Here is a 19,852-nt window from a genome sequence, read left to right as displayed (position 1 = left end):
CACACTTCCGTTTCTTTTAATATTTAACATACCGGGGTTGCTGTCGCGCCCAGGGCTTTCCGACCAGCGCTGCGCTACTTGTCAGCCAGGGCCTTAATCACTTTTTCGGTAATATCGATGCGCGGACTGCGGTAAACCAGATCTCGTAGGGGCAGTATCAAATCGTATTTTTCTGTTTCCGCGATGACTTGAATCACTTTAGTGGCCGTTAATTGCAAAGTTGCAACTTCGTCGTTCTGTCGCAGGCTCAGGTCTTCGCGCATCTGGCGTTGAGCCCGCTGATATTCCCGGTTGAGTGTCGCAAGGTCGCGCTCCTTGTTGCGGCGTTCGGCCTCGGGCATGCTTTGCCCTTCTTTTTCCAGAAGATCCTGAAGCGTCTTGGCCTGCGCGGCCATCTTCTTAAGTTCCTGGTCTCTTGGAAGAAACTCCTTCTCTATCTTCCTTAGGGCTCTTACCGCAGGCGCTGACTCAGCCAAAACTCTTTCGGTATCGACGACGCCGATCTTGATCTCATCCGCATGTGAAACAGCGGATCCCCAGGTGGACACAAAAATGATGCACGCGGCCATTAATACCCGACGCGAATGTATCTTGTGCTTCAATTTAATCTCCACGTTTTGGTCGCCTAGAATTGCTGCCCGAATTGAAACTGAAACCGCTGTAAATTATCGCCAGGGACGTTATTCAACGGTTGTGCGACGCTGATTTTTAGGGGGCCCATGGGGGAAATCCACGTCACGGCCACGCCCGCGGAATAACGCAGTCCTTCCAGTTCGGGCCTGACACCCCCGGGGCCCCAGACCGTGCCCCCGTCCAGAAACGTGCTCAGGCGAACGGATCGGTCGTTCCTCATGCCGGGCATTGGAAACAGTATCTCAATGCTGCCCACTAAACGTTTATTACCCCCAAGGGTTCTGTTATTCACATCCCGCGGCCCTAACGAGCTGATATTGTAGCCGCGAACGGAAGTATTGCCTCCGGCAAAGAAGTTCTTGAAGAACGGAAGCTCATGTCCACGGTAGCCATCGCCGTACCCCGCTTCTCCATTCAGCATCAGCGTAAAGGTGTCGGTAAGAGGATAATACCATCGAAGGTCGTAGCTCACTTTGTAATAAGTCAGATCGCCCGCCGGCAGTCCTGCCTCGGCAAATATACGCTGAGTTGTGCCAGAAGTGGTCCAGATGGCGCTGTCGCGACCGTCGCGCCGCCAGCTGAGTGTTACTGGAATGTTGATGGTACTGGTGCCGAATTCATTCACAAAATCGATATTTCGTTGCGGGCTGTTCGGGCCGAGCTCGATCTTCGTATTCTCAATTGCGAGCCCCGTCTGAATGCTGTCATTCTCATTCACCGGGATACCGAAACGCAGACCCGCTCCCGCGGTATCGGTATTAAAACTGTTCACCGATACCAGCGAACTCGTGTTGAGTACACGCTTATATATGTCGAACCCAGCGGTGACGCCGTCTTTGGTAAAGTAAGGATCGGTATAAGACAGGGAATAGGTTTTGTTGACCCTGCCGGTGTTGACCATGAGATTGACGAATTTACCGGTGCCAAATATGTTGTCCTGAGCAATCGAACCGCTCAATATCAACCCTTCCATATTGGAATAACCCGCCCCGAACATTACGGCGCCGGTTGGTTTTTCCTTAACCTCAACATTCACGTCAATCTGATCGGTGGTGCCCGGAACCGCCGGCGTTTCAACATTGACGGCATTGAAAAAATTCAACCTGTCTACGCGCACCTTGGAGCGGTTGATCTTGGTCGTTGAATACCAGCCCCCTTCGAATTGACGCATTTCCCGGCGGATGACTTCATCCCGGGTACGCGTATTGCCGGTAATATTGATACGCCTGACGTAAACACGGCGCCCGGGGTCGATAAAAAAAGTGAATGCAACCTCACGTTTTTCCTTGTCGAGTTGCGGTGACGCGTTGATATTGGCGAACGCGTAGCCGTCGTCGCCCAAGCGGTCAGTAATGAGCTTGACGGATTCGGTCAGCTTTTCGCGCGCAAACACCGCACCCGGCGCAATCTTGATGAGCTTGCGCAATTCCTCTTCCGGCAGCAGCAGTTCACCCGCGAGCTTGACCTCCGATACCTTATATTGTTCGCCTTCGGATATGTTTACGGTGATATAGATATCCTGCATGTCGGGCGTGATGGATACCTGGGTGGAGTCGATATTGAATTCGAGATAGCCACGATTGAGATAATACGATCGCAACGCCTCCAGATCGGCTCCGAGTTTCTGCTTTGAATACTGATCTTCCTTCGTGAACCAGGTGAGCAGACCTGGCGTCCTCAATACGAATGCAGTGAGCAGTTCCTTTTCCTTAAACGCCTTGTTCCCGACAATATTGATCTTGCGTATTTTGGCAGTTTTACCTTCATCCACATGGAAATTGATCGCTACCCGATTGCGTTCCATCGGGGTAGTGGTAGTCGTGATTTTCACGGCGTATTTGCCGCGGCTGATATACTGCTGCTTGAGCTCCTGCTCCGCCCTTTCCAGCATTGAACGGTCGAAAATACGTGACTCGGCCAGACCGGCCTGTTTCAGACCTTCCTTCAGCTTATCTTTTTCGAATTCCTTTGCGCCGATGATGCTGATCTGCGCAATTGCGGGACGCTCCTCCACCACCACCACCAGGACGCCGTCCTCTGACTCCAGCCGCACGTCCTTGAAAAAACCCGTCGCATAAAGCGCCTTGATTGCGGCTGCAGCTTTTTCATCGTCCAGCGTATCACCCACTTTCACCGGAAGGTAACTGAATACTGTGCCTGCCTCCGTGCGCTGAATTCCATCCACCCGTATGTCTTTGACTACGAATGGCTCGCGTGCCCACGAAGCTGAAGCGCAAACGAGAGACACGAGCGCGACGAGATAGCGAACTTTCATACTTTAACTGGGGATAAGCCGGACGACGTCGTTATAGATGGCAAAAGCCATCAGGGCAAATAACAGCGCCATCCCCACCTGTTGACCTATCTCGGTGGCTTTTGCAGAAAGCGGACTGCCCTTTACAATTTCGATCACATAATACATCAAATGGCCGCCATCCAGTACCGGAATGGGCAACAGGTTCAGTACGCCCAGACTGATGCTGATGACCGCCAGGAAACCGAGGTACGATGTCATGCCCATCTGGGCCGATTTGCCGGCATAGTCGGCGATTGTTATCGGCCCGCTAACATTCTTCCACGATGCTTGTCCGACCAGCATCTTCCCCAGCATCTGCAAGGTGAATACAGATGTTTCCCACGTTTTGCTAATTGCCCTGATCACGGCCGCGCCCGGCGTATAGCTGATCTCAACCATCAGTTTTTTGAATTCGGCTTCATCTATTTTCGGGGCGATCCCTATCTTGCCCACCTTCCCGCCATTTTCGGTCGCCGTATCCGGAACAACTTCGACTCCCATCGTCTCATTGTTTCGCCGGATTTTCAGCCTGAGCAATGCTCCAGGATGAGTCCTGATCTCTTGGACCAACTCTTCCCACAACGCGATCTGTTTATCATTGACTTCCAGAATCTCATCCCCCGGATGTAGGCCCGCACGACTCCCGGGGCTTTCCGGCGTAACATGAGCAATGATGGGTTTCATGTCGGGCTGATAAATGCTCAGGCCGACTTTTTTTAAAAAATCACTATCGAGATCGTCGGCATGAATGCCTGTGAAATCCAGTTGCCGCAGATGGACGTGCCCCTGCGGGTTATGCGTTTCTACCGTCACGGTAGAAGATCGTTCGACCGCATGCGGCAAAAGCAGCCAGCGGGCGTCCTGCCAGGTGGCTACCGGTTCCCCTCCTATCTTCGTAATCGTCTCACCTCGCTCGAAACCCGCAAAGGCGGCGGGCGTCGCCGGCGCTACCGTGCCGATCACCGGCTTCATGGCGGCCATGCCGAGCATGAACAGCACCCAATAGAGCACGATTGCCAGCAAAAAATTGGCAAGCGGTCCAGCGGCGACGATCGCAAATCGCTGCATCACCGGCTTCCGGTTGAAAGACTGCGGCAAATCCTGCGGCGCAACGCTGCCTTCGCGCTCGTCCAGCATCTTGACATACCCTCCAAGCGGAAAGGCAGCGATCACCCATTCCGTCTGGTCTTTTCCCCAACGCTTGGTCAGCAAAGGTCGCCCAAACCCGATGGAAAACCGCAGCACCTTTACGCCGCACCAGCGCGCCACCTGATAGTGCCCAAACTCATGGAATACGATCAGGAGCCCGAGGGTCACCACAAAAGCGAGGACAGTGGAGAAGAAGGTCATTGCAACGTCGGCTGGGTATCGCCACCCCAGGGAAAGCTGGATTTTCGGAGAAGTTGATTTGCCGCCGGGGAGGGCGCAGGGTAAGGACAGCGGAAAGACGAAGACAGAAGCCAGGACCAAGCTCCCGCTCGGCGCATGCCCGGGGAACTTGTCATCCGCAAGGAATGGTATGACCGGCTTGTTTGACCCATACCAACAGCCGGTAATTCGAGCTGGTTATGCCAGACACGCCAGCCACTCATGCGCCGCTTCGCGCGCCAGGCGATCGGCCGCCAACACATCATCCAGCGTAGTCATATCTCCGTGGCCCACCGTATGCATGACCTCCTCTATCATCGCCGGGATCGCCGTAAACGGCATTCTGCAGTCAAGAAAAGACTCCACGGCAACTTCGTTGGCCGCATTGAGCACAGCCGGAGCACTTCCGCCCGTCTCCAGGGCTTGATAGGCAAGCCGCAGACAAGGAAAACGCTTGAAGTCAGGCGCCTCGAAGTCGAGCCGACCCACTTTGAACATATCCAGCGGCGTGACGCCGGTTTCAATCCGCTCCGGAAAACCCAGAGCATGTGCGATTGGCGTGCGCATATCGGGATTGCCCAACTGAGCGAGCACTGAACCATCGACATATTCAACCATCGAGTGAATGATGCTCTGCGGATGAACCACAACCTGAATTTGTTCGGGACCGGCTTCAAACAGCCAATGTGCTTCAATCACCTCCAGACCCTTGTTCATCATCGTGGCCGAATCTACGGAAATCTTCCGCCCCATCACCCAATTGGGATGTGCGCAAGCTTGTCCCGGCGTTACCTCCTCCAGCAAACTCAGCGGTGTTTGCCGGAATGGCCCTCCCGACGCCGTCAATAAAATACGACGTACCCCAACCGCCTTCAAATCCCCGGCGAAACTGTGGGGCAGTGACTGGAAGATGGCATTATGCTCGCTGTCGATCGGCAGTAACGTCGCCTTGTTTTCTTTGACAACATCCATGAAGATGCGTCCAGCCATTACCATCGTTTCCTTGTTTGCAAGCAGGATCTGCTTGCCGCTGCTGGCTGCCGCAAAGGTGGGGCGGATGCCCGCAGCACCGACAATTGCCGCCATGACGGTATCGACATCCGGCAACGATGCGACTTTCTCCAGTGACTCGACCCCGCACAGGACTTCGGTAGGGATACCCGCCGCATGGATCTCGGCTTGAAGCCATCCCGCACTGGCCTCGTCCAGCAACACCGCATAACGCGGCTGAAAACGGAGGCATTGCTCCAGCATTTTGGGAGCGCCCTTATTAGCAGTGAGCGCGACCACGCGGAACCGGTCTGGATGACGTGCAACCACGTCCAGCGTGTTTTCCCCGATGCTGCCGGTAGAGCCAAGGATGGTGAGATTACGGACAGATCTCATAATTCGGACTGTAAAATTAGAAGGGATAAAATGGCAAGGGGCAGAGTCGAAGTAAGCGCATCAACCCGGTCAAGTATACCACCGTGGCCCGGCAAAATATTCCCGCTGTCCTTGACCCCGGCCTGACGTTTCATCAGAGACTCAAACAAATCGCCAATAATTCCCATGACGGCGAGCAGAAGCAACAGCGGCACAAGCAAGCTGGCAAGCGCTTCATTTCCCGAACTATTGCTCCATATCAGGGCATAAACCAAGACCGCGGCGAGCGCACCCGCTGCACCCTCCCACGTCTTACCCGGGCTGATCGAGGGCGCGAGCTTGTGTTTTCCCCAGGCGCGCCCGGAAAAATACGCTGCGATATCTGATATCCAGATGGCGGACATGAAGCCGAGCAGAAGAAGCGGATCGATTGCGCGCAACTGGTATAAGGCAAGACTGGTGGGCAATAGCACGAGCCAGCCCATCAAAGCCAGGACGGCCGGATTGCCAACCCGATGCTTCGTCTTCAAAAACCATGGGGCATACAATATCCAGAATGCTAATGAGGTGAAATAAAGCGGTTCCAAGGCGGTGCTGTATGGATTGGTCAGGACCGCGTCCCCCAGTACGAATAGCAATTCTCCGGCCAGAAATATAGTGAATAAAAGATAAATTATGGAGGAATTAAGAGAAAGACGGGCCAGCCTGCTCCATTCCCACGCCCCTGCGGCGGTCAAGGCGAGCAATAGCACCATCCAGAAAACCGCGGATAAATAAAACAGTGCTGCCAGAAACAGACACAACACGATGACGGCGGTGATAATCCTGGCCTGGAGCATGACTATAGCTATAAAGGGGGAAACAGGCCACGTTTGAGCAGTGGCAAGCTAAGCCGTTCTCTTGACGGCCGCTTCTCTGCTGTGTGGGGACTGTACCAGTTGCTCGCTGGTGCGCCCGAATCGGCGCTCGCGCTGCTGATAAGACTGAATGGCAAGGTCGAGTGCATTCGCATCAAAATCCGGCCACAGCGTCTCGGTAAAATAGAGCTCAGTGTAAGCCAGTTGCCACAGAAGAAAATTGCTGATGCGCTTTTCTCCACCGGTCCGAATAAATAGATCGGGTTCGGGCGCGAAGTTCAACGCAGAATGCTGCATTACGTCTTTCTCATCGAAACACGTCGCAAGATCGGGACGCTGCGCGAGCATCTTCCGGACTGCCTGCATGATATCCCACCGCCCCCCATAGTTGGCCGCGACGGTAAGAGTGAAGCGGTCGTTCGCCGCCGTAAGCGCTTCGCCGTTGCGGATGAATTCAACGATTTTGGGCTCGAACTTTGATAAATCGCCGATAACTTTAAAACGGATCCCGTTCTCGTGCAGCTTGCTAACTTCCTGTTCCAGTACATTTATGAATAGCTGCATGAGGAAGGCAACTTCGTCCGGCGGCCTGCGCCAATTTTCACTGCTGAAAGCAAATAATGTCAGGTATTCAACGCCGCGCTCGATACATGCTTTTATCGCGGTGCGAACTGTCTCCACCCCGCGCTTATGCCCTGCCATTCGTGGCATGAAGCGGTTTTTTGCCCAGCGCCCGTTGCCGTCCATGATAATGGCAATGTGGCGGGGAATGATGCGTGACTCGGGTATTTCCCGGGTTGAGCTGGTGAAACTCGTGATAGCGGGCATGAGAGGATATGGTTGAGTTAAGGATGGTTCAGGAATTTTTAGGGAATTTAATCATTCATGAGCATCCGCGCTTCGCAGATCATCTGGCTTTCCCCCCGTATTTTACGGTATTTTGCCCTAGGTTATATTGCCATCAATTCGGCTTCCTTGGTTTGCAGGGTTTTATCTATTTCCGAGATGTAGCGGTCGGTGAGTTTCTGGATTTCTTCCTGACCGCGACGTTCTTCGTCCTCCGCGACCTTCTTCTCCTTGAGCAGTTCCTTCAGATGAGCATTCGCGTCTCGCCGGATATTTCGCATCGCCACCCGCGCATTTTCCGCCTCATGCTTGACAACTTTGGTGAGGTCTCGACGGCGCTCCTCCGTAAGCGGTGGCATCGGCACCCGAATCAACTCTCCTACAGTAACAGGGTTCAATCCGAGATCGGAATTGCGGATAGCTTTTTCAACCGAACCCAGCATCTTCTTTTCCCAAGGGGCAACGGTGATCGTGCGCGCATCGGCCAGATTAACATTGGCAACCTGATGGATGGGCGTGGGCGTACCATAATAATCAATCGTGATATGATCCAACAGTCCGGTATGCGCTCGCCCTGTTCGAACCTTGCCTAAGTCCAGTTTCAATGCCTCAAGGCTCTTTTGCATTTTCTCTTCAGCGGCTTTCTTAATGTCGGCGATCATGATTTTTAGGTCACATAGATAGTGTAAAAGATGCACTGCAAGTCCATGGATTGCTCCAGCGTGGCATATCCCGGTTCAGTCGCGATTTTACAAAAACCTGTCAAACCTCTACGAGGGTTCCCTCATCTTCACCCATTACTACCCGTCTTAACGCTCCGGCCTTGAAAATACTGAATACATTGAGGGGTAGCTTCTGGTCGCGGCATAAGGTTAACGCCGTGGCATCCATGACCTGAAGGTTCTGGGCAATAGCATCGTTAAATGACAGTTTCTTATAGCGTACAGCGTCAGGGTTCTTCTTGGGATCGGCGGTATAGACGCCGTCGACCTTGGTGGCTTTAAGCACGATGTCCACGTTCATTTCCATCCCCCGTAGCGCGGCAGCCGTGTCGGTAGTGAAAAACGGGTTGCCGGTACCTGCGGCAAAGATCACCACCTTACCTGCTTCCAGATACCGGATTGCCTTGCCACGAATGTAAGGTTCGACAACCTGATCAATGCGTAACGCGGACTGTACCCGGCTTACTACCCCGCCACGGCGCATGGCATCCTGTAGCGCAAGGGCATTCATTACGGTAGCAAGCATCCCCATGTAATCGGCTGTAGAACGATCCATCCCGTCGGCAGCGGATACCATCCCTCGAAAGATGTTTCCGCCCCCGATTACTACCGCCACCTGCACACCCATCCCGTTGATGTCAGCTATTTCGGAGACAATCCGCTCGATCACATGACGGTTGATACCATAGCTGTCGTCGCCCATCAGGGCTTCCCCCGAGAGCTTCAGGAGAATACGCTTATAAGACGCAGTCGTCATGAATTTTTCAATCTGGTTGTGATGCCTTTTCTTCTTTCGCCTGGTTTACCTGGGCCATTACCTCAGCCGCGAAATCGCCACTTTTCCGTTCGATGCCCTCCCCTACAACAAACAGGGTAAAGCCGTTCACTTTTGCAGATTTCGATGCGAGCAATTTCTCCACGGTCTGATCAGGGTTCTTGACGAAGGGTTGACCAAGCAGCGTCACTTCCGCCAAGTATTTTGCGATACGCCCTTCTACCATTTTTGCGACGATATCGGCAGGCTTGCCGCTTTCCTCCGCCTGCGCGGTGTAGATCAGCCGTTCGCGCGCCAGCAATTCAGACGACACCTGATCAGCCGAGACGCAAATCGGCTTGCTCGCAGCAATATGCATGGCAAGATCCTTACCGAGCGTCGGATCACTCCCGGTGTAATCGACCATCACCCCCATTTTGGCCCCATGAAGATATGAAGCCAGGTTGCCCGAGGCCTGATAGCGCACGAACCGTCGCACACTGATGTTTTCACCCAGCTTCATTACCAACGCCTTGCGGAATTCCTCCACATTCTCGCCCCCGGGCAAAGTAGCGCCTGCCAATGCTTCCGTATTCCCCAGGCTTTCCGTCGTTAACAACTCTGCGAGATTACGGGCGAAATTGATGAAATCTTCGTTTCTGGCGACAAAATCCGTTTCACAGTTAACTTCCACCAACGCGCCGCTCTTGCCATCCGGTGCAATATGCGCCGCCACCATGCCCTCTGCGGCTATCCTGCCGGCAGCCTTGCTCGCCTTGGCTCCACTTTTGATCCGCAGCAGGTCCTCCGCCGCTTTCATGTCGCCGCCGGTCTCACTCAACGCCTTTTTGCATTCCATCATGCCCAAGCCGGTGAGGTCGCGTAACTCTTTCACCATCTGTGCGGTGATCTCAGCCATAGTCACTCCAGATTCGATTCAATAAAATAGGCGGCTTCATTTCCGCCGCCTCTGCAAAAAAGGCACTAGCCCAGCCTCCAACTTCCCGGCAGTCGCCAGGAAAGCAGTTGTTAGTTAGCAATTGCTAGTCCGCGCCCTCTTCCACTTCTTCAAATTCGTTTTTAACGATTCCCTGCACCATTTGATTACGCCCTTCCAGAATCGCATCGGCCACGCCACGCACATAAAGCCGTATCGCCTGGCTGGAATCATCATTGCCGGGAATGACATAATCCACCCCATCAGGACTATGGTTGGTATCTACAACTCCGACTATCGGGATGCTAAGTTTGCGAGCCTCCGTGATTGCTCCTTTCTGATAACCGACATCAACCACAAACATGGCATCGGGAAGCCCTTTCATATCCTTGATGCCCCCCAGACTGCGATGGAGTTTTTCCAGCTCACGCTGAATATCCAGCGCTTCTTTTTTTGAAAGCTTGTCCAGCGTACCATCCTGGGCCATCGTCTCCATATCGTGCAGACGCTTCACGGATTGTTTTATCGTTTTGAAATTGGTGAGCATCCCTCCCAGCCATCGCTGATCGACATACGGAGAGCCGCAACGCATCGCTTCCTCGCGTACGATATCGCGGGCCTGCCGCTTGGTTCCCACAAAAAGGATAATGCCTTTGTTGGCCGATAGCTGACGCACATAGCTCATGGCCTCCTGGTACATCGTCAGGGTCTTTTCAAGGTTGATGATATGGATCTTATTGCGATGGCCAAAAATATACTGAGCCATCTTCGGGTTCCAGAAACGGGTTTGATGTCCGAAATGGACGCCCGCTTCCAGCATCTGCCGCATAGTCACTGACATGGTTTCTCCTATAGGGTTAAGCCTCCATCCGCCGCTGCCGCTCTGTTGCGAGCACCCTTTGAAAGACGGATGTGCGAAATTACGCCAGCATTCAAGCTGGCGACTAACTCCCGGATTGCTCGGACCTGTCGAAAACAAGGATCTTCGCGACGCCAGGTTAGCGCGAAATTATACCATTTTTGCCCGGCCTCACTCAATTGAGCTGTATAAAAATAGGCATTTATCCTGCCACAAGCGCCTGGGATGCGAATAAACAGTTCAAGAGCGCAGAAGGAGGAGGATGAGCGGAACCGTGCCAGACCAATCCATTATGTGTGTCAACGAACATACCCCCGGCGATAATTAAGAGAAACTGAAGGCTCTCATGCAGGGGTAAAAATTGAAGAAAAACCGAAGGTTCTCATGCAAGGGTAAAAATCTAGTACACATATTTTCTTCCAACAACTAAAAGGAGCTTACCATGGAAAGAGATACTTCCACGAATACAGCCGAGGATACAAAAGCCGCAGCGGAAAATGTGGCGCATCGCGTCGGTGATGCAGCTCAGAGGGTCGGCAACGCCGCCAAAACGGCCGGGAAACAGGTGGGGGCGGTCGCCAGCGACGAACTGGCGAATCTCAGAGCTGACCTGGACGATCTCATCTCGCGCATTCCCAGTTTATCGGATATTGATCTGGAAAAAGCAAAGGACAATTTGATACAAAAAATTGCCGAAACCAAGGAAACGGCTCGGGATGTTGCCCACGAGGCCCGGGAACAACTGGATCACGGTATCGAATGTACCCGGGATTACGTTAAGGAACGTCCGCTGCAATCGGTGGGCTATGCCGCAGCGATCGGCTTGCTAGTAGGCTTATTGACAGCCCGGCGGTAGGCGGCTCCGTTCGGCCCCAGCATATCAGTGAGAAATCGCCATGTTTGAGACCATTAAAAAAGCCAGGCAGGTGGGAGCAATCGCCTTGGAGCGCGTCGGCGAATATCTGGAGCTGTTGAAGATATCGGCTGAGATTCAGGGGCAGAACCTGAAAAGGCGCATTATCGGCTACGCGGCGGCAGCGCTCTTTGGCGTCTTAAGCTTTTTTTTCCTGGGGCTGGCCGTCATCATTACCTGTTGGGATACGCCCTATCGCGTGATGTCCGCATGGGGCGTGGCTGCTTTCTTTACTTTATTAGCGTTTGTGATATATATGGGAACGCCGAGCCGCGCAGATTCTGTATCAGCTTTTGATACTGTTCGCGACGAATTACAGCAGGACATCAAACTGATGAAAGACATAGTATGAGCAGCGAACTGGAACAAGAAAGAAATGCGCTGCTGGAGCGAATGCACGCCAGCCGCAATAATTACCGGTCCGAGTTGGTTTATACGGAGGAACCGCGGCAAACGGTGACTGTCGACGCGTTCCCCCGAAGCCAGACGTTCAAATTCATTGCTCGGCATCCATACTCCGCCTCGCTGGGGTTGCTTGCCGCTTTGGCGTTCTTGCCGCGTAAGCCGCTACGGAGAGCGGTAAAAGGCGGCATCGCCTTGGCGGCAGGAATGCTGGGCAGCAGTGCGAAAACTTTAGTGATGCGGCAGGTGCTGCCATCGGTAGTGAGTTCCTTAAAGTCGCGCAACCAAATGAAATAAACCGAATAAAACTTCCATTTGCCATTGCGGAGTCAAACAGTCCGACGTCAAAATAAGCGAAATATGATCCTTCCGGTTTTCCAAGGAGAACGATCATGGGTAAATATTTTCTAGCTTGGCTTCTGGGCGTGCCTGCATTTGTACTCGTAATCATTTATCTTCTGATGAACTGACTGACTTCCATGCCATCTTCAACTTTGAACAGAATGATCCTCGCGCTGGCCGCAACGGCTGCATGCGTACTGTCCGCCCCGGGCTTGGTCCACGCGGAAGAATCGGCGCCCAAGGCGGAGGTAATAAGGGCTCCATTAGAACTTTACGATACCAACGAGGATGGCTATGTGAGCGCAGAGGAAGCTGCGCAGCAGAAGATGCCGGCCCGAACATTTGAAAGTCTGGATGTTGACCGGGATGGGAGATTGAACAAGGATGAGTTTGGCAAAGCGCCGCCCATGCGCTTGGATGAGGAAGTTTCGAAATAATTGGTAGGCCCCCCTGGGTCTCTTCCAGGGGATCAGTGGTTCCCTCGCACTTGCGGTGCAAACTCGCCGCCTAAACTGGCAGAGCGACGATGCCCTAGCATTCGCCCACGCGCCGTTGGGGCATTTCCGCTACAATGGCTGGATGAATCCCACAATCGCACCCGAGGCGTTCGATAACACTGAGCTTAGAAATGCAGTAGGCGAGAGCGGTAATATTTTTCTGGTTGGAATGATGGGGGCGGGAAAAACCACAATCGCCAAACTCGTCGCTGGCCTGCTGGAAAAAACGGTCTACGACTCGGATCGCGAAATTCAAAAACGGACCGGGGTCAGCATTCCGGTTATTTTCGAAATAGAGGGGGAAAGCGGTTTCCGCAAACGCGAAACCGAAATACTATCCGAACTGGTGAAAGGCCGGGACATCGTACTGGCCACTGGAGGAGGAGCAGTGCTGAGCCGGGAAAACCGCGAGATGCTCAGGCGCAATGGCACCGTGATCTATTTGCGCGCAACCATTGATGATTTATGGCGGCGGACACGGCAAGACAAAAACCGCCCCCTCCTGCAAACCCCCGACCCACGAACAAAACTGGCTGAGCTTTACGCGCAACGCGATCCCTTATACCGCGAAACAGCGCATATCGTCGTCGAGAGCGGCAAGCGAAGCGCACGTAATCTGGCGCAACTGCTGGCACAACAATTGGCGGCCTGCTCAGGGTTTCGAGCGGATGACTGAAAATGGAATTCAAGAACTTCCGATCAGTCGTGGGTACGAACATTTCCTTTCCTTCCGGTCTTCGCGCTCATCGTTGTAAAACGATAATTGCCCGCTGAGTCCCACGTCCTCCTCCCCGGACTACCGGATTATTGCCAGTCTTTCAATGAATGAAAACTGATTACTCATCCATTGGCGCCTGACCCGGGAACAACACGTCTGTAAAGCCAAACGTACGAAAATCAGTAATGCGCATAGGATAAAGAATACCTTCCAGGTGGTCGCATTCGTGTTGCACCACGCGGGCGTGGAACCCATCCACACAACGATCTATCGGTTTTCCATACTCATCCGAGCCACGATAGCGTAGCCGGGCAAAGCGGGGAACCATGCCACGCATGCCCGGAACACTGAGACAGCCTTCCCACCCCTGTTCCATGTCGTTGCCGAGCGGCGTAATTACCGGGTTCACCAGCACGGTATAAGGAACCTCCTCGGCCCCCGGATATCGCGGGTTGCGCTTCACACCGAAAATCACTACCTGGAGGCCGATACCAATCTGTGGTGCAGCAAGGCCTGCGCCGTCGAGCGCTTCCATGGTGTCGTGCATGTCAACTATCAGCGCCTCGATCTCGGGAGTGCCGAACTCCTTCACCGTTTTAGCTACCTCAAGCAAGCGGGGATCACCCATTTTTAAGACAGGTTTAATCGGCATCGAATTCCACCACGCGTACGAGTATTTCTTTGACACGAACCATCGCTGTTTGCAGAACAGCATGCGCATCTTCCAGCCGTATTGCGTGTGCGCTTGTTCCACGGCCAGCGGCATCGTTCGCTACCACGGCAATAGTCGCGTAGCACAGACCCAGTTCCTTCGCCAGCGCCGCTTCCGGCATCCCCGTCATACCGACCATATCCACCCCGTCCCGCTCCAGCCGGATAATTTCAGCAGCGGATTCCAAACGCGGACCCTGAGTTGCACCATAAACACCGCCAGCAATCACCTGCTCGTTTGCGCGCTTCGCCGCTTCAAGTAGACTCTCGCGGCTCAACTGGCAGTAGGGCTCTGTGAAGTCTATGTAAGAAACCGGTTTGTCGGTGCCCTCGTAATAGGTGTATTTGCGGCCATGAGTATAATCGATGATCTGATCTGGAATCGCTAGGGTGCCGGGTGTCAAATCCGCGCGAATTCCGCCTACCGATGCGACTGCCACGACTCGGGTCAGGTTCAAGGAATGCAATGCCCACAAGTTCGCGCGATAATTTACTTCGTGAGGCGGTATAGTGTGACCATAGCCGTGGCGCGCGAGAAACACAACGCGTTTGTCACCAATATGGCCAAAAGTCAGCGGGCCCGACGGCTCGCCATACGGCGTTGTCAATATGCGCCGATGCGATATTTCGAGGCAGCTAAGCTGAGTCAGACCGGTACCACCGATAATTGCAAGCATATTTCCTCAATTGATGAAGATGGAATATTTGACGGGGCCGGCTGCAATCTGGGTTGAACGTCCGAGATCGCCAAGCTGGGGTGAGTTGTGCAATGCAACCGCCCCAATTCCTGCCCAGATTCTGATCCGGATCATCAAATCAGTCTCTGACGGCATAAATCGCGGGCAAGTTCCGCCATGCGCCATGTATATCCATGCCGAAACCAAACGCATAGCGATCCGGTAACTTAACGCCAACAAAGTCTGCCTGCGAGGGCTTGGGCCGGCCGATATCTTTGTCAGCAAAAACAGCGCTGTAAAACGCCTTTGCGCCGTGACTCATGACCTTCTCGCGGACTGCCGCAAGCGTTACCCCTTCATCAAGGATATCGTCCAGTACCAGTACCACCCGGTTCTTCAAATCTTCTGCATGAGGCGAGACTTTCCACGTGATTTTCCCGCCCCGCATCTGGTTGTTATAGCGGCTGACATGGAGATAATCGAAAGTGAGCGGGAACTCCAGTAGCGGCAGCAATTGGCCGGTAAACACCACCGCTCCGCCCATCACGCTTAATATGAGGGGATACTGGTGCGACAGCTCCGCAGTAATATCTACCGCCATACGCTTTACAATTTGGGACACCACGTCAGCAGGGATTATCTGCTCTGCCGCAGCCAAAGCCTTTCTCGCTTCTTCGTAAGACAGCATAAGAATTGGAGTTGGTGGAGGATTCTCAGGCAGAAGGCGTTCTTTGGCATCGCGCATCCAGATAACGCGCAAATTCTCTTCCTACCTCTGGGTGTTCAAGCGCCAGCGCAATCGTCGCCTTGAGGTAGCCTATCTTGCTCCCGCAATCGTAACGCGTACCCGCAAACTCATACGCCAGCGCTGGCTCTTCCTGCAATAGCGAAGCGATGCCATCAGTGAGTTGGATCTCTCCTCCTGCGCCGGGCGTGATTTTTTCCAGGTGTGCAAAAATTTGGGGCGTCAAGACATAGCGCCCGACCACGCCGAGAGTCGAGGGGGCGTTTTCGGGCGCAGGTTTTTCAACGATACCAGTGATGGGGTGCAGACCGTGCATGCCGGGACCACATTCCACGATTCCGTAACTGGCGGTTTCCTCCCGCTCCACATTTTGCACAGCCAGTATCGAACAGCCATTTTGTTCATACATATGGCACATTTGTCCAATGATCGGCTCTTCGCCAACCAGTAAATCATCTGCCAGCAAAACTGCAAAAGGCACATTTCCCACTGCGGGACGTGAGCATAATATTGCGTGTCCTAAACCCAGTGGCGCGGACTGTCGGATATAAATGCAGGAAATATTTTTCGGCAAAATGCTGCGCAGCATCTCGAGCGTATCACTCTTGCCCTTTGCTTCCAATTCGGCCTCCATCTCAAAAGCTTTATCGAAATGGTCTTCAATGGCGCGTTTGTGACGGCCGGTTATGAAAATCAGTTCTGTTATACCGGCAGCAATGGCTTCCTCCACCGCGTACTGTATAAGCGGCTTATCTACGACTGGCATCATTTCCTTTGGGCTCGCCTTGGTTGCCGGCAAAAAACGGGTACCCATGCCCGCGACAGGAAAAACAGCCTTCGTAATCTTGGGCATGAAAAGATTTCTCCAGAGTAGTGCGGACCTAGCGGGGGTCAGCCTGTGATTCTTGTAACAATTGTAATAGCCCAGCTTCGTCGAGAATGGTTATCCCCAGTTCCGCTGCCTTATCGAATTTGCTGCCTGCATCGGCCCCGGCCACCACAAAATCAGTCTTTTTCGAAACACTTCCCGTGACTTTTCCACCCTGGGCTTCGAGTTTCTCCTTCGCCTCGTCACGGGAAAGATTTGGCAAGCTTCCGGTGAGCACGAAGGTTTTGCCTCTGACTTTACCGCTGCCGGGACTCGCACTGGAGCTTGGGCCGGCCTGCTGCATGCCCCCATCCTCATTCTCCTTCCACCGCATCCCGCTCGCGCGCAACTGCTCGATGACTTCGAGATTGTGTCGCTCCGCAAAAAAATCGGCAATGCTCTGCGCTACGATTGGACCGACATCCGGCACCCGCCGCAAACTTTCCACATCCGCGGCTATTAACGGATCCAACCCGCCGAAATACAGCGCCAGATCCTTGGCAGTGGTTTCCCCCACGTTCCGGATACCTAGCGCAAAGATGAACCGGCCCAGGGTGGTATTTTTACTTTTCTCGATTGCATCAATCACGTTGCCGGCGGACTTGTCCGCCATCCGCGCCAGCGCAGCCAGAGCGGATATACCCAGTTTATAAAGGTCCGCCGGTGTTCGTATCACGGCGTTGTCAACCAGTTGCTCCACCAGTTTGTCTCCCAGACCATGAATATTCATGGCGCGCCGTGAAGCAAAATGCAAAATAGCCTGTTTCCGTTGGGCTGGGCAAAACAATCCGCCTGTACAACGCGTCATCGCCTCTCCCTCCAGGCGTACTGCTTTCGACCCGCACACCGGGCAGTGATCGGGCATCGCGAAGGGTCTGAATGAGGGCGGCCGCTTCTCTTTCTGTACTGCCACCACTTCGGGAATCACATCGCCCGCGCGCCTCACGATCACGCTGTCTCCAATCATGACATCCTTTCGCCTGATCTCGTCCTCGTTGTGCAGCGTGGCGTTGGTCACCGTAACGCCGCCAACAAATACGGGCTTCAGCCGCGCCACGGGAGTCAACGCACCGGTTCTCCCCACCTGAACGTCGATCCCAAGCAATTCCGTTACCGCTTCCTCCGCCGGAAATTTGTGTGCGAGCGCGAAACGCGGAGCACGTGAAACAAACCCGAGTTGGGCCTGCTGGGCCAAATCGTTAACCTTATACACTGTGCCATCAATGGCATACGGCAATTGATCCCGCTTGGCCCATATCTCCCGGTTATAGTTCAGCAACGCTTCGAGGCCGGTTACAGTCCTCCGTTCGAGCACGACTGGCAAACGTAATGACGCAAGATAATCCAATATGTGCCCGTGTTTATCGCGCGGCACGTTTCCGCCTTCACACGCGCCTACACCGTAAGCGAAAAACGCGAGTTTACGAGTGGCTGTAATGCCCGGATCAAGTTGGCGAAGAGCACCCGCGGCTGCATTACGCGGATTAATAAACTCCTTGAGGTTTTTCTGGCGGTGTTGCTGGTTAAGTTTCTCAAAATCGGCCTTCAACATCAGTACTTCGCCGCGTACCTCTAGGAAGGATGGCAACTGCCTGCCATCCGCATCGGCTTTGAGGGCCAACGGAATTGACCGGATAGTACGTAAATTCAGGGTAACATCTTCTCCAACATAACCGTCGCCACGTGTAGCTCCCGTCCTGAATATGCCATTTTCGTAACAGAGACTCACCGCGAGCCCGTCAAATTTGGGTTCTACCGCATATTCCAAGGTGCTGATCCCCAAGGCCTGCCGCACTCGCCGATCGAACGCTTCAACCTCGCCCTCATCAAAAGCATTACCGAGGGAGAGCATGGGGGTACGGTGAACAATCTGCGAAAATGCCTTAAGCGCGGAAGCACCTATTCGGCGGGTGGGGGAATCGGGCGTAACAAGGTTTGGATAGCGTTTTTCCAGCTCTTCCAGTTCTCGGAACAGCTTGTCGAACTCCGCATCGGGAATCGTCGGTGCATCCTGAACATAGTAATTGTAATTATGCAGTTCGATACTGTCGCGCAGTTCCTTTATTCGACGCGCTACTTGTTCGGGGGGTTCGCTCACGCAAACAGCCTCATCGCGACCTTGCTGCCTGCGGGAATATTACGCGCCTGCATCACAGACTGAATCGCGCTGAGTTGCTGCTTGATTTTGCGAATACCATTCTCGGTTAAGGGAACGCGATTGTCATCCACCATTATACCGCCGAGCGCATCCGCAAAAGCTCTGGCAACATGAACCATTTGCCCGAATATAATCTCGCCGTTTGCAACCCGCGACACGTCCAGAAGAAAAGTAATGCCATGAGTCGTCAACGCACGCATGCTGCTGTGAAGGAATGGCGCAGGCTCGAAATTCCCGAGCGAAAACAATGCGACGCCGCTTTCATCGTAATAATGAAACATGCCTTCTGATCCCAGCTTGAAGCCCGACGACTCCGCCATGACCTGAATTTTTGCGCCCGTAAACACGCTGTTGTCCATGCTGATGATATTGATGCCTATCATCACATCCACTTCTGCACAAAATTCATCCAGGAAAACTGCCCGTGCATGCGCCCCTCGAATATCGGGACAGTCCACTTCCGCCTTCGCACGCATAGCGAGGTTTTTTGCTAAATCGCGAAATTCAGCCAGGCTGAGTTCGCTCACGGGTCCGGCGCGGTCGGCGAGCTGGAGGCAGCCGCGCAAAGCGATATAACCACGCGCACCAGTGGTCTCCGCAGAGATATCCTCCCAGCCAGCACCTCTCTCCCGCTGCCCCAGCCAACGCACAGGCTTGTTGAAATCAAACTTCCGCTGCAGTACCTCGGTCAGGCTAGAGTCCGGGAGCACTGTTGCCGCATGGATCTCCACCACATAATCCACTCCCGCATCCGTCCCGCTGAGTGTGTCAACCCCATCGACCTTGTCAACCGGATCGCGACGGGCTGCCGCTGCCACTTGCTCCGATAGCCCAGCCGGTTCCGGTCCCGGATCCGGATCCGGTCTTATACTCTCCAGTCGTGGTTCTGGACGCAAATCCGCCACCCGTTGAGCGACGTCCGTAGGCGGGATAATCGGGTCTGCATGAAATTCGAGCGTGGATTCGTTGCCAAGCTGCGGTTCAATCCGATCCTCTTCTTCGACGGGAGCACCTGCCGCCATACCTGTGCGCAGCAACACATCTTCCGGTTTCTGGCCAAATGCCTTTTCAGCACTGCGACGGAAACGCCGGTGTTGCATCCAGTTGAATAAGACTACTACCATGATGACGACGATGCCAATCGCAATCAAACTGATTTGCAATTCGCTCATTTTGTTTAAATC

At 53.7% G+C, this 19,852-nt stretch carries 21 protein-coding genes; 5 read left to right on the top strand and 16 right to left on the bottom strand.

The genetic code is table 11. The features are described 5' to 3' along the window. Window positions 1-74: 74 nt before the first annotated feature. The 10 genes from R5L00_RS10740 to rpsB all read right to left on the bottom strand — a co-directional run bounded on the left by R5L00_RS10740 (window position 75) and on the right by rpsB (window position 10,619). The gene (locus R5L00_RS10740; protein WP_107695033.1) at window positions 75-602 is read right to left on the bottom strand and encodes an OmpH family outer membrane protein; all 528 of its coding nucleotides are present in this window, start codon (window positions 600-602) and stop codon (window positions 75-77) included. 23 nt (window positions 603-625) lie between these two features. Then, window positions 626-2,908, bottom strand: coding sequence for an outer membrane protein assembly factor BamA (gene bamA / locus R5L00_RS10735; protein WP_317651639.1), 2,283 nt, complete (start codon window positions 2,906-2,908; stop codon window positions 626-628). Window positions 2,909-2,911: 3 nt separating this feature from the next. After that, complete coding sequence (gene rseP, locus R5L00_RS10730) at window positions 2,912-4,279, bottom strand: RIP metalloprotease RseP (protein WP_317651637.1); 1,368 nt, start codon at window positions 4,277-4,279, stop codon at window positions 2,912-2,914. 216 nt (window positions 4,280-4,495) lie between these two features. After that, the gene (ispC, locus tag R5L00_RS10725; protein ID WP_317651635.1) at window positions 4,496-5,683 is read right to left on the bottom strand and encodes a 1-deoxy-D-xylulose-5-phosphate reductoisomerase; all 1,188 of its coding nucleotides are present in this window, start codon (window positions 5,681-5,683) and stop codon (window positions 4,496-4,498) included. Then, complete coding sequence (locus R5L00_RS10720; RefSeq protein ID WP_317651633.1) at window positions 5,680-6,501, bottom strand: phosphatidate cytidylyltransferase; 822 nt, start codon at window positions 6,499-6,501, stop codon at window positions 5,680-5,682. Before R5L00_RS10720 ends, ispC begins: the two co-directional genes overlap by 4 nt. Window positions 6,502-6,549: 48 nt before the next feature. Next, complete coding sequence (uppS, locus tag R5L00_RS10715; RefSeq protein ID WP_107695041.1) at window positions 6,550-7,347, bottom strand: polyprenyl diphosphate synthase; 798 nt, start codon at window positions 7,345-7,347, stop codon at window positions 6,550-6,552. A gap of 122 nt (window positions 7,348-7,469) precedes the next feature. Continuing rightward, the gene (gene frr / locus R5L00_RS10710; RefSeq protein ID WP_107695043.1) at window positions 7,470-8,027 is read right to left on the bottom strand and encodes a ribosome recycling factor; all 558 of its coding nucleotides are present in this window, start codon (window positions 8,025-8,027) and stop codon (window positions 7,470-7,472) included. A 100-nt stretch (window positions 8,028-8,127) separates the two neighbouring features. Continuing rightward, window positions 8,128-8,844, bottom strand: coding sequence for a UMP kinase (gene pyrH, locus R5L00_RS10705; RefSeq protein WP_107695045.1), 717 nt, complete (start codon window positions 8,842-8,844; stop codon window positions 8,128-8,130). Window positions 8,845-8,851: 7 nt separating this feature from the next. Further along, the gene (gene tsf, locus R5L00_RS10700) at window positions 8,852-9,760 is read right to left on the bottom strand and encodes a translation elongation factor Ts (protein ID WP_107695046.1); all 909 of its coding nucleotides are present in this window, start codon (window positions 9,758-9,760) and stop codon (window positions 8,852-8,854) included. 124 nt (window positions 9,761-9,884) lie between these two features. Next, window positions 9,885-10,619: a 30S ribosomal protein S2 gene (rpsB, locus tag R5L00_RS10695; protein WP_317651630.1), complete on the bottom strand. Its 735-nt coding sequence runs from the start codon at window positions 10,617-10,619 to the stop codon at window positions 9,885-9,887. Window positions 10,620-11,079: 460 nt separating this feature from the next. Between rpsB and R5L00_RS10690 the strand changes: the two genes are divergently transcribed. The 5 genes from R5L00_RS10690 (at window position 11,080) to R5L00_RS10670 (ending at window position 13,467) form a co-directional block, all read left to right on the top strand. Further along, the gene (locus R5L00_RS10690; protein WP_107695050.1) at window positions 11,080-11,493 is read left to right on the top strand and encodes a YqjD family protein; all 414 of its coding nucleotides are present in this window, start codon (window positions 11,080-11,082) and stop codon (window positions 11,491-11,493) included. A gap of 85 nt (window positions 11,494-11,578) precedes the next feature. After that, window positions 11,579-11,902: a phage holin family protein gene (locus R5L00_RS10685; RefSeq protein ID WP_317651628.1), complete on the top strand. Its 324-nt coding sequence runs from the start codon at window positions 11,579-11,581 to the stop codon at window positions 11,900-11,902. After that, window positions 11,899-12,249 (top strand): hypothetical protein, encoded by a 351-nt coding sequence (locus R5L00_RS10680; RefSeq protein ID WP_107695053.1) that lies wholly within the window; start codon window positions 11,899-11,901, stop codon window positions 12,247-12,249. Before R5L00_RS10685 ends, R5L00_RS10680 begins: the two co-directional genes overlap by 4 nt. 182 nt (window positions 12,250-12,431) lie before the next feature. Beyond that, entirely contained in the window at window positions 12,432-12,731 is a 300-nt protein-coding gene (locus tag R5L00_RS10675) for an EF-hand domain-containing protein (RefSeq protein ID WP_317651625.1), read from the top strand. Window positions 12,732-12,873: 142 nt separating this feature from the next. Then, window positions 12,874-13,467: a shikimate kinase gene (locus R5L00_RS10670; protein WP_107695100.1), complete on the top strand. Its 594-nt coding sequence runs from the start codon at window positions 12,874-12,876 to the stop codon at window positions 13,465-13,467. Window positions 13,468-13,627: 160 nt separating this feature from the next. Here R5L00_RS10670 and def read toward each other — a convergent pair whose 3' ends face one another. The 6 genes from def to R5L00_RS10640 all read right to left on the bottom strand — a co-directional run bounded on the left by def (window position 13,628) and on the right by R5L00_RS10640 (window position 19,840). Continuing rightward, window positions 13,628-14,161 carry a peptide deformylase gene (gene def, locus R5L00_RS10665; RefSeq protein ID WP_107695057.1) on the bottom strand — a complete coding sequence of 178 codons (534 nt, stop codon included), beginning with the start codon at window positions 14,159-14,161 and terminating at the stop codon, window positions 13,628-13,630. After that, window positions 14,151-14,897, bottom strand: coding sequence for an S-methyl-5'-thioinosine phosphorylase (locus R5L00_RS10660; protein WP_317651622.1), 747 nt, complete (start codon window positions 14,895-14,897; stop codon window positions 14,151-14,153). Before R5L00_RS10660 ends, def begins: the two co-directional genes overlap by 11 nt. 139 nt (window positions 14,898-15,036) lie before the next feature. Next, window positions 15,037-15,585 (bottom strand): hypoxanthine-guanine phosphoribosyltransferase, encoded by a 549-nt coding sequence (locus R5L00_RS10655; RefSeq protein ID WP_107695101.1) that lies wholly within the window; start codon window positions 15,583-15,585, stop codon window positions 15,037-15,039. 25 nt (window positions 15,586-15,610) lie between these two features. Next, window positions 15,611-16,495 carry a UTP--glucose-1-phosphate uridylyltransferase GalU gene (gene galU, locus R5L00_RS10650; RefSeq protein WP_107695060.1) on the bottom strand — a complete coding sequence of 295 codons (885 nt, stop codon included), beginning with the start codon at window positions 16,493-16,495 and terminating at the stop codon, window positions 15,611-15,613. A gap of 28 nt (window positions 16,496-16,523) precedes the next feature. Next, the gene (gene ligA, locus R5L00_RS10645) at window positions 16,524-18,608 is read right to left on the bottom strand and encodes an NAD-dependent DNA ligase LigA (protein WP_317651620.1); all 2,085 of its coding nucleotides are present in this window, start codon (window positions 18,606-18,608) and stop codon (window positions 16,524-16,526) included. Continuing rightward, entirely contained in the window at window positions 18,605-19,840 is a 1,236-nt protein-coding gene (locus R5L00_RS10640) for a cell division protein ZipA C-terminal FtsZ-binding domain-containing protein (RefSeq protein WP_317651619.1), read from the bottom strand. The genes ligA and R5L00_RS10640 overlap by 4 nt, the downstream gene beginning before the upstream one ends. Window positions 19,841-19,852: the final 12 nt, after the last annotated feature.

The organism is Nitrosospira sp. Is2 (assembly GCF_033095785.1).
GTDB lineage: Bacteria > Pseudomonadota > Gammaproteobacteria > Burkholderiales > Nitrosomonadaceae > Nitrosospira.
Note: the sequence above shows the minus strand (reverse complement) of the source record. Positions and strands in the feature narration are given on the sequence as shown.

Coding starts and splice junctions, on each gene's coding strand:
- R5L00_RS10655 (WP_107695101.1), bottom strand. CDS start 15,585: ATGCTGTCTTACGAAGAAGCGAGAAAGGCTTTGGCTGCGGCAGAGCAG.
- rpsB (WP_317651630.1), bottom strand. CDS start 10,619: ATGTCAGTGACTATGCGGCAGATGCTGGAAGCGGGCGTCCATTTCGGA.
- R5L00_RS10720 (WP_317651633.1), bottom strand. CDS start 6,501: ATGCTCCAGGCCAGGATTATCACCGCCGTCATCGTGTTGTGTCTGTTT.
- R5L00_RS10660 (WP_317651622.1), bottom strand. CDS start 14,897: ATGCTTGCAATTATCGGTGGTACCGGTCTGACTCAGCTTAGCTGCCTC.
- R5L00_RS10680 (WP_107695053.1), top strand. CDS start 11,899: ATGAGCAGCGAACTGGAACAAGAAAGAAATGCGCTGCTGGAGCGAATG.
- rseP (WP_317651637.1), bottom strand. CDS start 4,279: ATGACCTTCTTCTCCACTGTCCTCGCTTTTGTGGTGACCCTCGGGCTC.
- R5L00_RS10640 (WP_317651619.1), bottom strand. CDS start 19,840: ATGAGCGAATTGCAAATCAGTTTGATTGCGATTGGCATCGTCGTCATC.
- R5L00_RS10675 (WP_317651625.1), top strand. CDS start 12,432: ATGCCATCTTCAACTTTGAACAGAATGATCCTCGCGCTGGCCGCAACG.
- bamA (WP_317651639.1), bottom strand. CDS start 2,908: ATGAAAGTTCGCTATCTCGTCGCGCTCGTGTCTCTCGTTTGCGCTTCA.
- R5L00_RS10670 (WP_107695100.1), top strand. CDS start 12,874: ATGAATCCCACAATCGCACCCGAGGCGTTCGATAACACTGAGCTTAGA.
- R5L00_RS10690 (WP_107695050.1), top strand. CDS start 11,080: ATGGAAAGAGATACTTCCACGAATACAGCCGAGGATACAAAAGCCGCA.
- ispC (WP_317651635.1), bottom strand. CDS start 5,683: ATGAGATCTGTCCGTAATCTCACCATCCTTGGCTCTACCGGCAGCATC.
- uppS (WP_107695041.1), bottom strand. CDS start 7,347: ATGCCCGCTATCACGAGTTTCACCAGCTCAACCCGGGAAATACCCGAG.
- pyrH (WP_107695045.1), bottom strand. CDS start 8,844: ATGACGACTGCGTCTTATAAGCGTATTCTCCTGAAGCTCTCGGGGGAA.
- def (WP_107695057.1), bottom strand. CDS start 14,161: ATGCCGATTAAACCTGTCTTAAAAATGGGTGATCCCCGCTTGCTTGAG.
- galU (WP_107695060.1), bottom strand. CDS start 16,495: ATGCCCAAGATTACGAAGGCTGTTTTTCCTGTCGCGGGCATGGGTACC.
- tsf (WP_107695046.1), bottom strand. CDS start 9,760: ATGGCTGAGATCACCGCACAGATGGTGAAAGAGTTACGCGACCTCACC.
- frr (WP_107695043.1), bottom strand. CDS start 8,027: ATGATCGCCGACATTAAGAAAGCCGCTGAAGAGAAAATGCAAAAGAGC.